Below are 13,837 nucleotides of genomic sequence, written 5' to 3'. Positions count from 1 at the left end.
CGCGGCGTTTCGCCCGAGCCTCCCCACTCACTCCCAGGTTCGTGGAGAAGAGCCAGTTAACGGTTTAAACGAGCTGGTAACGCGGTGCTGAAGTAGCTGCGCCAGCAGCGGGTGCGCCGGACAATGCCGGTTGGGCAAGCGCGCCGCCACAGCGGCGCATCCGCGAATGGACGGAGCATCGCTAAGACTAAGGCCGGCTTTCCACCGGCGTCGTTGTCCCGCACACCAGTGTGGCGGCACGTCGGGCGGTGGCGGCACGTCGGGCGGGTGTTCCCGACAGACCGCGTAGCTGTCCGGCGTTGACGGAACGTTGTGCGTCACCCTCGGCTTGGGAAGCCGGGGAAAGGAGTGGTGGTCTTAACGCTGGACTCCGAAAGGTACTGGGGGCAATATGCACTCGATGCCAGCGCCGTGAACCTGGTGGCACCGGAGAGGCCGAAGCCCGGATTGAGCTCCGCTACACGTTTGATCACCTCGAATTCCGGCTGGCCCTGGTCCATCAGATCGCACGCAAATTTGGCGGCCCCGATCGCAGCCGGTCCGTCGCGATAGGTGATGTTCGCTCTCTTGAGAGAGTCCAGAAAACCCGTATCAGCACCTGGGTCGGTACTGCTCGGGTCGGCCTGCGCCGGCGCGGCAAGGCTGACGACGCCGGCGAGGCAGGCAAGCATCACCTGCAGTCGCATCCCTACATCATCGTCTAAATCAGCGCGGTTGTCCTGTCGGATCCGGCTTCCGTGGCCGCTTGTTGTCCGAGGGCGACCGCGGCGGGCCCTGCATCCGCCCAACTACGCGACAATAATGGTCTTACCCAATACAGTCGGGTGTGGTAGCAGTCGGCAAATGCCTGCGGCGGCGTCGCAGTGCGGTGCTGTTGCGGTGGTTTTCGGCGCCACGCGGTTTGGACGAGTGCGGTCCCAGCGTAATGACCACCGCAGTCTGGAAAGGAACGGACGGAAAATGTATGCGAAGCGCCGTGCCGCAGCGACGGCGATCGCTATTGCGGTCGGCATACCGGTACCGATGTTTGGGGCAGGGCTGGTCAACGCAGCCCCGTCGGATCCGCCGCCGTGCCTGGACTGCCAACCGGACCCCGGTGGACCGGGAAGTGGGGCGCAGGGCATGCCCGCGCCGACACCCCGGTGCAAACCGCTGGTACAGCCCCGACGTGTCGGACCGGGAAGCCCCAGAGGCGGCGGCCAACCGTCATACCGACAGCCTTGGTGTGCGCCCGCACCCGAGGGACCTGTTGAACCGGGTTTGTGAATGTTCGCCAGCGCTTGGCGGGCAGCCCCTTGGGCGCCGCGTTCTTTCAGTTCCTAACCATGTGCAGTTCCTACCCATGTGCGCCTGGGATCTCATCTACTTCGTGGTCGAGCCCGATTTAACTTGTCTTACGTTACATGCTAGACGCGAAACCGGCGGTGGCCCGGGAAATCCACGGTGGCTGTGTGTTGAATCATGTTGTCCAGGTGACGATTTCATTGGTAAATTTATGGGTAAATTTATTCCTCGGACACATCATGACGCACCGGGGATCGCTGTTCAGCCGGCGGGAGCGGCATAGCTTGTTATCCGTCGTCTTTTGGGTAACTCGAGTTCCCGACGACGTACTACACACCGTCGGCGCCAGCGCCACCTTGACATCGCAGGTCGCTGTGGGAACGGCGCCGCGCTTCACGAACCACATTCCACATTCGGCGCATCCTTGGGAATCGTGCAGCAAGCCCCGGCCGGGGGCGGTGTGGTGCCGGTGTCAGCCGGTGGATCGGGGCGATCGAGCACCCCATCGCATCGATCTCCTCGCACCCCGTCAGCGACGTCAAGGCCAAACCGCAATACCCCGGGGGCTACCACAGCTGTCGCCGGTGGCACTAGCATTCGCCCCAGCGCAGACCCAGCGACGATGGGGCGGCACCGCGCCGCGAACCGAAGGGCGGACCACCGATGGATAGCACCATGCAGCACCACCCGTTGACGATCACCGCCATCCTTAACTACGCCACCGGCGTGCACGGCGCGCGCACCGTCACCACCGCGACCGGTGACGGCTACCGCTCCTGCAGCTACCGCGAGCTGGGCCGGCAGGTGGGCCAGTTGGCGAACGCGCTGCGCCGCATCGGTATCACCGGGGATGAGCGCGTCGCCACGTTCATGTGGAATAACACCGGACACCTGGCGGCATATCTGGCGGTGCCGGCGATGGGTGCGGTGCTGCACACCCTCAACATCCGGCTTTTTCCCGACCAGATCGCCTATGTTGCCAACGAAGCCGAAGACCAGGTGGTTTTGGTCGACACGTCGCTGGCCGCGCTGCTGGCACCGATCTTGCCCCGGATGAACACCGTGCACACCGTGATCGCGGTCGGGGAGGGAGACCCGGCGCCGCTGCAAGAATCGGGTAAGACCGTGCTGCGCTACGCCGACGCCATCGACGGCGAGTCCACGGAGTTCGCCTGGCCGCAGCTCGACGAGGACGCCGCGGCGGCGATGTGCTACACCAGCGGAACCACCGGCCACCCCAAAGGGGTGGTCTACAGCCACCGCTCGAGCTACCTGCACGCCATGGCGGCCTGTACCGCCAACGGCATCGGGATCGGCTGCAGCGACCGGGTGCTGCCGGTGGTGCCGATGTTTCACGCCAACGCCTGGGGGCTGCCGTATGCGGCGCTGATGGCGGGCGCGGATCTGGTGCTCCCCGACCGCCACCTGGACGCCAGATCGCTGGTTGAGCTGATCGAGAAGCTGCGGCCCACCGTGGCCGGCGCGGTGCCCACCATCTGGAACGATGTCCTGCACTATCTGGACAAGGAACCCGATCACGACCTCTCGTCGCTGCGGTCGGTTGCCTGCGGGGGCTCGGCGGTTCCGGTCTCGCTGATGCGCGCCTTTGAGGAGAAGCACGGCGTCCAGATCCGGCAAGCGTGGGGCATGACCGAGACGTCGCCGCTGGCCGCCATGGCGTGGCCGCCGCCGGGTACCCCGGAAGACCAGCACTGGGCATTTCGCGCTACCCAGGGCAGACCGCTGTGCGGGGTGGAGGCCCGGATTGTCGACGACGACGACAACGTGCTGCCGAATGACGGGGTTGCGGTCGGCGAGTTGGAGGTTCGCGGTCCGTGGGTCACCGGCTCCTACTACAAGGGCCACGACGAGTCCAAGTTCCGATCGGGCTGGTTGCGCACCGGCGACGTGGGCCGCATCGACGAGCACGGCTTCATCACTTTGACCGACCGCGCCAAAGACGTGATCAAGTCCGGCGGTGAGTGGATTTCGTCGGTGGAGCTGGAGAATTGGCTGATCGCACACCCGGACGTGGTTGAGGCCGCCGTCGTCGGGGTTCCCGACGAGCGCTGGCAGGAACGACCGCTGGCCGCCGTCGTCCGCAAAGAAGGCGCATCGGTCAGCGCCGGGGAGCTGCGGCGCTTTCTGGCCGACAAGGTGGCCCGGTGGTGGCTCCCGGAGAGGTGGACGTTCGTCACCGAGATTCCCCGCACCAGCGTCGGAAAGTACGACAAGAAGACGATCCGATCGCGTTACGCGGAGAACCACTACCAGGTGATCGAGGTGCGTGACTGAGCGGGTGTTTCGGGCCGCCGTCCGGGCGCCCGGGGGCTAAGGCCGCGATAGTACCGTCGGCGGCATGTGTCGGCTCTTCGGGTTGCACGCCGGGGGCAACGTGGTCACCGCCACGTTCTGGTTGCTGGACGCCCCCGACAACCTGGCTGCGCAAAGCCGACGCAACCCCGATGGCACCGGGCTGGGGGTCTTCGAGGCGAATGGCCGCCCGCTGCTGCGAAAGCAACCGATGGCGGCGTGGCGAGACACCGAGTTTGCCACCGAGGCGCACGAGTTGACGGGCACCACCTTCATCGCCCATGTGCGCTACGCGACCGCCGGGCCGCGCAGCGTCGTGAACACCCACCCGTTCCTGCAGGATGGCCGCATCTTCGCGCACAACGGCGTGCTGGCGGGGCTCGATGTGCTCGATGACCGGCTGCGCGAGCTCGGCACCGCGGATCTGGTGTTGGGTCAGACCGATTCCGAGCGGGTGTTCGCGTTGATCACCGCCTCGATCCGCGCTCATGACGGCGACGTGTCGGCCGGTGTGGTCGCCGCCATGAAATGGCTCGCCGCCAACGTGCCGATCTACGCTGTCAATCTGCTGTTGAGCACCGCCGGTGACATCTGGGCCCTGCGCTACCCGGAGCCACACGGCCTGTACCTGCTGGACCGCCGAGCGCCGGTATCCGGCTTCGGTTTTGAGTTGCGCACCAACCGGATTCGGGCTCGCTCAGATCAGCTGCGGGCCGCCCCGTCGGTGGTCTTCGCCAGCGAACCGATGGACCAGGACCCGCGCTGGCGCCCCCTCGCCCCCGGAGAATTGGTCCACGTCGGGCCCACCCTGCAGATCACCAGCGACCTGGTGCTACCCGACCCGCCCGCGCACCGGATCCACCGCGCCGATCTGAGCCCGGCGGTTGAGGCGGCGCAGCATACCCGGACGTGAGACGCCCCGAGCTAGCTTTCGGCCACGTTGGGCGCGGCGTCAGCGAGCGGGCCCACTCGCGCTAGCCGGCCGTGGCGGACAAGCCGCCGCGTCCGGCCTTGCCGGTCACCGGATCACTCAGCGGTGCGTGAAGCGCGGCGGGCGTTTCTCGATGAACGCCGTCATTCCCTCGGACTGGTCCTCGGTGGCGAACGCCGAATGAAATAGCCGGCGTTCATAAAGAAGCCCTTCGCTCAGGGTAGATTCGAAGGCCCGGTTAACGGCCTCCTTGGCCATCCGGGTCGCCGACAGTGACATTTCGGAGATGCTTTTGGCGACGGCCTTCGCCTCGGTCAGCAGGTTCTCGGCCGGCACCACCCGCGACACCAGCCCGCTGCGCTCGGCCTCGGCGGCGTCGATGGTGCGTCCGGTCAGGATGAGGTCCATCGCCTTGGCCTTGCCGATGGCTCGGGTCAGCCGCTGTGAGCCGCCCATGCCGGGAAGCACCCCCAGTTTGATCTCGGGCTGACCGAATTTCGCGGTGTCCGCGGCGATCAGCAGGTCGCACATCATCGCCAGTTCGCAGCCGCCCCCCAGCGCGTACCCGGCGACCGCGGCGATCGTGGGGGTGCGAACCGCGGCCAGCTTGCCCCAGGTGGCGAAATAGTCCGCGGCGAACACCTCGGCGAAACTCAGACCGGCCATCTCCTTGATGTCGGCACCGGCGGCGAACGCCTTCGCCGAACCGGTGATGATGATCGCACCGATACCCACATCGTTATCGAATTCTGTTGCAGCGCTAGTAACTTCGTTCATCACCTGACTGTTGAGCGCGTTCAGGGCCTGTGGCCGGTTCAGCGTGATGGTGCCGACCCGCCCGTCACGTTCGACCAAAATGGTTTCGTAGGCCATGGCTGCCTTTCCAGAACTCCCTAGAAGGTAAGGTCGTCGTCGACCGGTGTGAAATATGCCTCGATATCGGCCGCATGGACCGCCGCCAGCGTCGCCGGCGACCAGCTCGGATTGCGATCCTTGTCGATGATCTGCGCGCGGATGCCCTCCACCAGATCATGGGAGCGCAGCGATGCGCACGATACCCGATATTCTTGCGTTAGAACCTCTTCCAGTGTCTCGAGCTTGGCGGCCCGGCGCACCGCTTCCAACGTCACCGACAGTGCAATCGGGGAGCGGCTCGCTATCAGGTCAGCCGCTTCATGGGCCGCTTTCGCGGGATGTCGCCGCAGGGCGTCGACGATGTCGGCAACGGTGTCGCCCGCGTAGCATTCGTCGATCCAGTCTTGTTGTGCAGCAAGGGTGCTCGGTGGAGGCTCGACGGCGTAACTGGACAGGGCACCGGCGACGCCGTCGATGACGATCGCCCGGGTGAACTTACCGAGATTGTCGTGCGGCACGTAGTGGTCGGCGAATCCGAGCGCGATGGCGTCGGCGCCGGAGAACGGTGCTCCGGTCAGGGCCGCATGCAAGCCCAACGCGCCCGGCGCCCGCGACAGCAGGTAGGTGCCACCGACGTCGGGGATGAACCCGATACCGACCTCGGGCATCGCCATCTTGGTGGTGTCGGTCACCACCCGGGTGTTGGCGTGCGCGCCCACACCGACACCGCCACCCATGACGATGCCGTCCATCAACGAGACGTACGGTTTGGCAAAGCGACCGATCTGGGCGTTGAGCAGGTACTCGTCCCGCCAGAACCGTCGTGCGTCGACACCGTCGGCGCGGGCGCTGTGATAGATCATCACCACGTCTCCGCCGGCGCACAGCCCGCGGTCTCCGGCGCCGCTGAGCACCACCGCGTGAATCGCCTCGTCGTTTTCCCACCGGGCCAGCACACTGCTGAGCGTGTTCACCATGTTCTGGGTTAACGAGTTGATCGCCTTGGGCCGGTTGAGTGTCACAAAGCCGACCCCCTCCTCGACGCGGGTCAGGATTTCCTCGGATTCACCCGTCATGCCGCCCGTCATACCGGTAGTCTCCCCTCGCTGTATCCGTGCTCGAGTGCGGGCCAGGACATGACCAGCAATCTAGATCGTTGGCCGGGTAGCGGTGCCCCCGGGTAAGGTGTGTCTTGACAGCGATCTGGGTGGCGCCGACAAGCGGACGGTAAACGGGAACCCGCGCGGTCCTCCGGTCGTTGATGAGGTGTTCGCACGGCTCGAGCTACATCACAAGAGAGGAACCGACGGTGCGGGAGACAAGCAACCCGGTATTTCGCTCACTGCCGCGGCAGCGGGGCGGATACGCGCAGTTCGGCAGCGGTGTGACCGCGCGCCAGCCAGGGTACCCGGGGTACCAGACCGACCCGTACGCCCCGTACCGCGAGGCCACGGTCGCTCGTCCGCTGACCATCGATGACGTCGTCACCAAGACCGGGGTGACGCTGGCGGTGTTGTCGGCCGCGGCCGTGGTGTCGTATTTCATGGTCGCGGCGAATGTGGCCCTGGCGATGCCGCTCACCCTGATCGGCGCCTTCGGCGGCTTGGGGCTGGTGTTGGTCGCCACCATGGGGCGTAAGCAGGACAGCCCCGCATTGGTGCTCAGCTACGGCGCACTCGAGGGCCTTTTCCTCGGTGCTATCTCGTTTGTGGTGGCCAACATCGAGGTGTCGTCCACCAACGCCGGGGTGCTCATCGGGCAGGCGATTTTGGGGACGCTCGGCGTGTTCGCCGGCATGCTCGTCGTCTACAAAACCGGCGCCATCCGGGTGACCCCCAAGTTCACCCGGATGGTCGTGGCCGCCTTGTTCGGTGTGTTGGCCTTGATGATCGGCAATCTGGTGCTCGGCATGGTCGGGGTCGGCCACGGCGCGGGTTTGGGGCTGCGCAACGGCAGCGGCCTGGCGATTGTGTTCTCGCTGGTGTGCATCGGTGTGGCGGCTTTCAGCTTTCTGATCGACTTCGATGCGGCCGACCAGATGATTCGCGCCGGGGCGCCGGAGAAGGCAGCCTGGGGGATTGCCCTTGGCCTAACGGTGACGCTGGTCTGGCTTTACATCGAGATCTTGCGGCTGCTCAGTTACTTTCAGCGCGATTAACCGGCTCGCGAGAGTACAACCAGCCCCGCGACACGCTGCAAACCTCGCCGCCAGGCGCACCCTGGCGGCGAGGTCGTTACGCGAGCCGCTCGAGCACCATCGCCATGCCCTGCCCGCCGCCGACGCACATCGTTTCCAGGCCGAGCGTTTTGTCGTAGGTCTGCAGGTTGTTCAGCAGGGTGGCGGTGATGCGGGCGCCGGTCATCCCGAACGGATGACCTAACGCGATCGCCCCTCCGGAGATGTTCAGCTTGTCCTCGTCAATCCCCAGCTCGCGGGCCGAAGCGAGCACCTGTACCGCGAACGCCTCGTTGATCTCGACCAGATCGATATCGCCGATCGACATGCCGGCGTGCGCGAGCGCCCTCTTGGTGGCTTCAACCGGTCCCAGGCCCATGATCTCCGGTGACAGGGCGCTCACGCCGGTCGACACGATACGGGCCAGCGGGGTCAGGCCGAGTTCTTCGGCCTTCCTGTCGCTGGTGATCACCAGCGCCGCAGCACCGTCGTTGAGTGGGCAGGCGTTGCCGGCGGTCACGGTGCCGTTCGGCCGGAACGCCGGTTTGAGCTGGCTGACCACTTCGTAGGTGGTTCCGGGCCGCGGCCCGTCGTCCGTGTGCACCACGCGGCCGTCCGGCAGCGTGACCGGCACGATCTCGCGCTCAAAAAACCCGCTCTTGATCGCCTCCTCGGCGCGATTCTGGCTGCGCACCCCCCAGCGGTCCTGCTCCTCCCGGCTGATCCCGGTGAGCAGCGCGACATTCTCAGCGGTCTGACCCATCGCGATGTAGATATCGGGCAACTTTCCGTCGACGCGCGGATCATGCCATTCGTCGGCACCCTCGGCGGCCGCCGCCGAGCGCTCCTGGGCCTCGTTGAACAGCGGGTTTTTGGTGTCCGGCCACGAGTCTGAGTTACCTTTGCCGTATCGGGACACCGTCTCCACCCCGGCGGAGATAAACACGTCGCCCTCACCGGCCTTGATCGCGTGAAAAGCCATGCGGGTGGTTTGCAGCGACGACGAGCAGTAGCGCGTGACGGTGGTGCCCGGCAAGAAGTCATAGCCGAGCATGACGGCCACCACCCGACCGATGTTGAAACCCGACTCGCCTCCCGGCAGGCCGCAACCCATCATCAGGTCGTCGATCTCGCGGGGGTTCAGCGCGGGTACCTTGTCGAGGGCGGCCCGCACCATCTGGGCGGCAAGATCATCCGGCCGGATGCTCACCAGCGACCCCTTGACGGCGCGGCCGATCGGGGAACGGGCGGTCGACACAATGACGGCTTCCGGCACGACGGCTCCTCCTTACGGTTCGAGTCCAGCGCGGGTGTGCGCGGACCGAATCTAGCCGCTAGCCGGCGGCGGGTGCGACCACCGGGGCGGGCACCCCGGTCGTGGAGCGGCGCCACAGCCGCGACACGATGCCGACTCGTCGGCGACCGCGCAGGGCGGAGGTCAGCCCGCCCATCGGCTGGCCCAGCGCCTGACACAGCGCGGGCAGCAGCTGATCAGCCGCGAGCGCATACCCGGCCGCCGACGGGTGATAGCGGTCCTCGGACAACAGCCGCTCCGGGGCGCGCCGGAAGTGCGGCGCCAGCAGATCCGCGAGCGGCACCGGCACCCCACCGGCGGCCTGGACGGCGGCGGCCTGCGCGCGGGCGAGACGTAGGCCGCGGGTGCGGGCCAGCCAGCGCAGCGGCTGCGGGATCACCGTGATAACCCCGAAATCCGGGCAGGTTCCCACGACCACCACCGCCCCGCTGGAGCGCAGCCGCCGTACCGCGGCACCGAGCCGGCGCGCCGACGCGCCGACGCCGTTGAGCGCCGTGACGTCGTTGGCGCCGATCATGATCACCGCCGCATCCGGCGGCGGCCCGGCCACGAACATCGCGTCGACCTGGCCGGACAACCCTTTCGAGGTAGCGCCGACGATAGCCTTGGTGCTCAATCGGACGCGTTTGCCGGTCTGCTCGGCAAGTCCGCGTGCGATCAGGACCCCGGGAACCTCGTCGGCGTTGCGGCAGCCGTACCCGGTCGCTGTCGAGTCGCCGAAGACCATCAGGTGCAGGTCGACAGGCGTCCCGCGCTGCCAGCGCTGCACCGGTCCGCCGCCCGGGGCATAGACCCCGTCCGCGCGCGGCGGGACGTCCCACGCCTTGGGGATGACGCTGCGCGTGTGTATCGCCTGGCCGACCAGCAGGTTGCGGGCGCCCACGTATGCGGTGCCCGTGGACGCGAGTGCACCCGCTGCGACCAGCGCCAGAAGCGAACGCCGTGGCACACGAATGTCCACCCGACCAGTTTAGGTCGGCCACGGCCGACAACCCGGCAGCCGTGGCGGGGCGATTACGAAGCGGTTCGAAAGTGGTATCGAATCAGACTCTTTGATCGTTGAAATTTTTGTCCATGTCAAGCTAACTCTGCGGGGTTGGCTGAGCGCCTCGTGTGGGGTGTGCCGCAGGGCTTCCCCGAACGGGGCGCTCTGCTACCCCGTGACTACAACGGCGTAGAAAGTGTTGAGCATGACCGCACCGGCCACGGCATCCGTCTTATCCCGCAACGCCGCTCGCTCGGGTGACTTCCTGCAAAGACGCATGCGTGCGCTCGGCGATGGGGTTCCTGCCGAGGTCATCGAGACGGGACCCAGCCTCGCCGGCCGCCTGGTGTGGCTCGCCTCGCGGCTGACGATCCGCCCGGCCGTGGCCGTTTGCAGCCGCATTCCCCAGCTGCCGTGGCCGTTCGGCCTCGTCGACCTCGCGTGTCGGGCCTTGCTGCCCGCTCCGAGCGCACTCCGGGCGACGGTAGCGTTGCCTCACGCCTCCGCGCTGCTGGTCCGCGCGCCGGGAGTGCTGCCCGCGGACGGCAACCGCAGGGTGGTGCTCTACCTGCACGGCGGCGCCTTCCTCACCTGCGGTGCCAACTCGCACAGCAGGGTGGTCACCGCGCTCTCGAAGTTCGCCGACTCGCCGGTGCTGGTGGTCGACTACCGGTTGATCCCCAGGCACTCGGTCGGTGCAGCTCTCGACGACTGCCACGACGCCTACCGGTGGCTGCGGGTACGCGGCTACGAGCCGGAGCAGATCGTGCTGGCCGGCGATTCCGCGGGCGGCTATCTTGCGCTCGCACTCGCCCAACGGCTGCAGCAAGACGACGAGCGACCGGCCGCCCTGGTGGCGATCTCCCCGCTGATGCAGCTGGCCAAGGAGGCCAAGCAGGCGCACCCCAACATCAAGACCGACGCGATGTTCCCGGCGAAGGCCTTCGACGCGCTGGTCGCACTGGTGGCCCGGGCCGCCGGCAAGCACCCCGTCAACGGCGAGCCAGAGGAGCTCTATGAACCACTGGAGCACAGCGAACCCGGCTTGCCGCGGACATTGATCCATGTTTCCGGGTCCGAGGTGCTGCTGCACGACGCGCAGCTGGCGGCATGCAGACTCGCGGCCGCCGGCATCCCCACCGAGGTGCGAATCTGGCCCGGTCAAATTCACGACTTCCAGCTGGCCGCGCCGGTCGTGCCGGAGGCCACCCGCTCGCTGCGGCAAATCGGCGAGTACATCCGCGAGGCCACCGCGAGTACAGTCCGCGAGGCCACCGGATAATAATTCGGCGGTGTCGCCTGGGACGATACTGGCATGCGGATCGCGCGGCACATCAGTGAACTCATCGGCAACACCCCACTGGTCCGGTTGAATTCTGTCGTCCCCCCCGGGGTGGGCACCGTGGTGGCCAAGGTGGAGTACCTCAACCCCGGCTTGAGCTGCAAGGACCGGATCGCGGTGAAGATGATCGACGCCGCCGAGGCCAGCGGGCAGCTCCAGCCTGGCGGCACCATCGTCGAGCCCACTTCGGGCAACACCGGTGTCGGACTGGCCCTGGTCGCGCAGCACCGGGGCTACAAGTGCGTGTTCGTCTGCCCCGACAAGGTCAGCGAGGACAAGCAAAATGTGTTGCGCGCCTACGGCGCCGAGGTGGTGGTGTGCCCGACCTCGGTGCCGCCCGAACACCCCGACAGCTATTACAGCGTGTCCAACCGGCTGGCCACCGAGATACCCGGCGCCTGGAAGCCGGATCAGTACTCCAACCCGGCGGGGCCCGCGAGCCATTACGAGACCACCGGCCCCGAGATCTGGGCCGACACCGACGGCAAGGTCACACATTTCGTCGCCGGCATCGGCACCGGCGGCACGATCACCGGTGCCGGCCGCTACCTCAAGGAGATCTCGGGCGGTGCCGTGCGGGTCATCGGCGTCGACCCCGAGGGTTCGGTGTATTCGGGCGGCAGCGGACGGCCTTACCTGGTGGAGGGCGTCGGTGAGGATTTCTGGCCCGCGGCCTACGACCCCAGCGTGCCCGACGAGATTATCGCGGTGTCCGACGCCGATTCGTTCGACATGACCAGGAGGTTGGCGCGTGAAGAGGCCTTGCTGGTCGGCGGGTCGTGCGGCATGGCGGTGGTGGCGGCGCTCAAAGTGGCCGAGCGGGCCGGTGCCGACGCGTTGATCGTCGTGCTGCTTCCCGACGGCGGGCGCGGATACATGTCGAAGATCTTCAACGACGCGTGGATGTCCTCCTACGGCTTTTTACGCAGCAGGCTCGACGGATCCCGTGAACAGCCCACGGTCGGTGACGTGTTACGCGGAAAATCCGGTGAGCTGCCCGACCTGGTGCACACCCATCCCTCGGAGACGGTACGCGACGCGATCGGCATCCTGCGCGAGTACGGGGTATCCCAGATGCCCGTGGTTGGCGCGGAGCCGCCGGTGATGGCCGGTGAGGTCGCCGGCAGCGTGTCCGAACGCGAACTGCTGTCGGCCGTCTTCGAGGGGCGGGCCAAGCTCGCGGACGCCGTCCGGCTGCACATGAGCCCGCCGTTGCCGATGATCGGAGCGGGTGAGTTGGTCGGTGCGGCCGCTAAGGCGCTGCGGGACTGTGATGCGTTGATGGTGGTGGAGGACGGCAAGCCGATAGGCGTCATCACCCGCCACGACCTCTTGGGCTTTCTCTCTGAGCCCCCCCGACGGGGATAGCCAGGCGATTGTTTGGCAAATTAATTCGGCTACAAAACCGCTCCCTGCGGCGCTGCTCCCGGCGACCGCGCTGCGGTGGTCACCGGATGCGCCGAGCCGCCCGTTTCCGGCGGTGGCCGCGGGAACGGGAGTGGTTGCTGACGGTAGTGTGATGCGGCCGAATCCCTTCGTTTTGGGAGGTGTCCATGCCTGAGCAACCGCCTCGGCCGCCCGGTGATCATTCGGCTCCTCCACCCCCGGGAGGTGCTAACCCGCCGCTGCCGCCACCGCCCCCGGGCGGCTACCCTCCGCCGCCCCCCGCCGCGGGCGGGCCGGTGCCGCCCGCGCCCGGCCCGCTGGTGCGCGCCCTGCCGCCGGAGGCCTACGTGTCGTGGTTCACTCGGGTGCTGGCGTTTCTCATCGACTCCATCCCCTACGGCGTCATCATTGGGGGCGGCTTTCTGGTGCTGTTCGCCACGCAGCAGACGGCATGTATCACCGATGTCTCGCCGTTCAATGTCGCGCAGTACTGCGCCACCGGATTTTCCCCGGTGGGTATGACCGCGATGTGGTTGGCGGCGCTGGCGGCGTCAGGCTACCTGCTCTGGAACTACGGCTACCGCCAGGGAACCACCGGCTCAAGTATCGGGAAGTCGGTGCTGAGATTCAGGGTGGTCAGCGAGAACACCGGCGAGCCGATCGGCTTCGCATTATCCATCCTGCGGGCGGTCGCGCATTGCGTCGACGTCATCAGCCTCGGCATCGGTTTATTGTTTCCGCTCTGGGATCCGAAGCGGCAAACCCTGGCCGACAAGATCATGTCGACCGTTTGCCTTCCTATCCGGCGCTGACCATTGGCGTTCTACCGAGCGGCACGGGGTCGAATTGCCGCTGTGGATGCAGCAAAACAATGCGACAAAACAACGAAATGGAGGTTGAAAGCATGCCGACACCACCCGGAGAGCCGCCGGCTTGGCCGCCGGAACGGCGGCAACCGCAACCCTATGGGTATCCGAGTCCCCTCGGGCCGCCGCCGTGGGGATACCCGGCGTATCCGGGCCAGCCATACGGGTACCCCGGCTATCCCGGGCCGGGCTACGGCGTTGATCCGGAGGCCCCCTATGGGCGTGATCCGGCAACCTTTTGTTCGGCGTCGGGGTGTGGGCGTTGATCGACGCGGTGATGATGTTCACCGGGACGGTCACCGACGCGCACGGACGCAAGCTCCGTTAGCCGTCCGGCCGTGGCGGTACCGCGCACGCCTGCCCGACGGTGTGGTGACCCGACCG

Annotated in this window: 11 protein-coding genes; 6 read left to right on the top strand and 5 right to left on the bottom strand. The window is 66.9% G+C overall.

Annotated features, from left to right (window positions below):
- Nucleotides 1-317: 317 nt before the first annotated feature.
- Nucleotides 318-686 carry a DUF732 domain-containing protein gene (locus QJR12_RS14200; RefSeq protein WP_300583415.1) on the bottom strand — a complete coding sequence of 123 codons (369 nt, stop codon included), beginning with the start codon at nt 684-686 and terminating at the stop codon, nt 318-320.
- A 1,261-nt stretch (nt 687-1,947) separates the two neighbouring features.
- On the opposite strand from QJR12_RS14200, the gene QJR12_RS14195 reads away from it, so the two are divergent.
- Together QJR12_RS14195 and QJR12_RS14190 are read left to right on the top strand one after the other, a co-directional pair.
- Nucleotides 1,948-3,579, top strand: a complete 1,632-nt coding sequence (locus QJR12_RS14195; protein WP_300583413.1) for a fatty acid--CoA ligase — start codon at nt 1,948-1,950, stop codon at nt 3,577-3,579.
- A 64-nt stretch (nt 3,580-3,643) separates the two neighbouring features.
- Nucleotides 3,644-4,510, top strand: a complete 867-nt coding sequence (locus QJR12_RS14190) for a class II glutamine amidotransferase (protein WP_300583411.1) — start codon at nt 3,644-3,646, stop codon at nt 4,508-4,510.
- A gap of 117 nt (nt 4,511-4,627) precedes the next feature.
- Here the strand turns inward: QJR12_RS14190 and QJR12_RS14185 are convergent, their stop codons facing one another.
- On the bottom strand, nt 4,628-5,401 hold the full coding sequence (locus tag QJR12_RS14185; RefSeq protein WP_300583409.1) for an enoyl-CoA hydratase: 774 nt from the start codon (nt 5,399-5,401) through the stop codon (nt 4,628-4,630).
- A 20-nt stretch (nt 5,402-5,421) separates the two neighbouring features.
- Nucleotides 5,422-6,459 carry an enoyl-CoA hydratase/isomerase family protein gene (locus tag QJR12_RS14180; protein ID WP_300583406.1) on the bottom strand — a complete coding sequence of 346 codons (1,038 nt, stop codon included), beginning with the start codon at nt 6,457-6,459 and terminating at the stop codon, nt 5,422-5,424.
- Between the two features lie 233 nt (nt 6,460-6,692).
- On the opposite strand from QJR12_RS14180, the gene QJR12_RS14175 reads away from it, so the two are divergent.
- Entirely contained in the window at nt 6,693-7,541 is an 849-nt protein-coding gene (locus QJR12_RS14175; RefSeq protein WP_300583404.1) for a Bax inhibitor-1/YccA family protein, read from the top strand.
- A gap of 76 nt (nt 7,542-7,617) precedes the next feature.
- Here QJR12_RS14175 and QJR12_RS14170 read toward each other — a convergent pair whose 3' ends face one another.
- A complete protein-coding gene (locus QJR12_RS14170; protein WP_300583401.1) occupies nt 7,618-8,835 on the bottom strand; it encodes an acetyl-CoA C-acetyltransferase in 1,218 nt (405 codons plus the stop codon).
- A gap of 58 nt (nt 8,836-8,893) precedes the next feature.
- Entirely contained in the window at nt 8,894-9,823 is a 930-nt protein-coding gene (locus tag QJR12_RS14165) for an SGNH/GDSL hydrolase family protein (RefSeq protein ID WP_300583488.1), read from the bottom strand.
- 241 nt (nt 9,824-10,064) lie between these two features.
- On the opposite strand from QJR12_RS14165, the gene QJR12_RS14160 reads away from it, so the two are divergent.
- From QJR12_RS14160 to QJR12_RS14150, 3 genes are all read left to right on the top strand, one after another.
- The gene (locus QJR12_RS14160; protein WP_300583399.1) at nt 10,065-11,141 is read left to right on the top strand and encodes an alpha/beta hydrolase; all 1,077 of its coding nucleotides are present in this window, start codon (nt 10,065-10,067) and stop codon (nt 11,139-11,141) included.
- 33 nt (nt 11,142-11,174) lie between these two features.
- Nucleotides 11,175-12,569 carry a cystathionine beta-synthase gene (locus QJR12_RS14155; protein ID WP_300583396.1) on the top strand — a complete coding sequence of 465 codons (1,395 nt, stop codon included), beginning with the start codon at nt 11,175-11,177 and terminating at the stop codon, nt 12,567-12,569.
- A gap of 185 nt (nt 12,570-12,754) precedes the next feature.
- Nucleotides 12,755-13,399, top strand: coding sequence for an RDD family protein (locus tag QJR12_RS14150; RefSeq protein ID WP_300583393.1), 645 nt, complete (start codon nt 12,755-12,757; stop codon nt 13,397-13,399).
- Nucleotides 13,400-13,837: the final 438 nt, after the last annotated feature.

Source organism: Mycobacterium sp. (assembly GCF_029961025.1).
Taxonomy (GTDB): domain Bacteria; phylum Actinomycetota; class Actinomycetes; order Mycobacteriales; family Mycobacteriaceae; genus Mycobacterium.
Note: the sequence above shows the minus strand (reverse complement) of the source record. Positions and strands in the feature narration are given on the sequence as shown.

What these genes read in the sequence shown, in the direction of transcription:
- QJR12_RS14200 (WP_300583415.1), bottom strand. Translation starts at nt 686, where the DNA reads ATGCGACTGCAGGTGATGCTTGCCTGCCTCGCCGGCGTCGTCAGCCTT.
- QJR12_RS14195 (WP_300583413.1), top strand. Translation starts at nt 1,948, where the DNA reads ATGGATAGCACCATGCAGCACCACCCGTTGACGATCACCGCCATCCTT.
- QJR12_RS14190 (WP_300583411.1), top strand. Translation starts at nt 3,644, where the DNA reads ATGTGTCGGCTCTTCGGGTTGCACGCCGGGGGCAACGTGGTCACCGCC.
- QJR12_RS14185 (WP_300583409.1), bottom strand. Translation starts at nt 5,401, where the DNA reads ATGGCCTACGAAACCATTTTGGTCGAACGTGACGGGCGGGTCGGCACC.
- QJR12_RS14180 (WP_300583406.1), bottom strand. Translation starts at nt 6,459, where the DNA reads ATGACGGGTGAATCCGAGGAAATCCTGACCCGCGTCGAGGAGGGGGTC.
- QJR12_RS14160 (WP_300583399.1), top strand. Translation starts at nt 10,065, where the DNA reads ATGACCGCACCGGCCACGGCATCCGTCTTATCCCGCAACGCCGCTCGC.
- QJR12_RS14155 (WP_300583396.1), top strand. Translation starts at nt 11,175, where the DNA reads ATGCGGATCGCGCGGCACATCAGTGAACTCATCGGCAACACCCCACTG.
- QJR12_RS14150 (WP_300583393.1), top strand. Translation starts at nt 12,755, where the DNA reads ATGCCTGAGCAACCGCCTCGGCCGCCCGGTGATCATTCGGCTCCTCCA.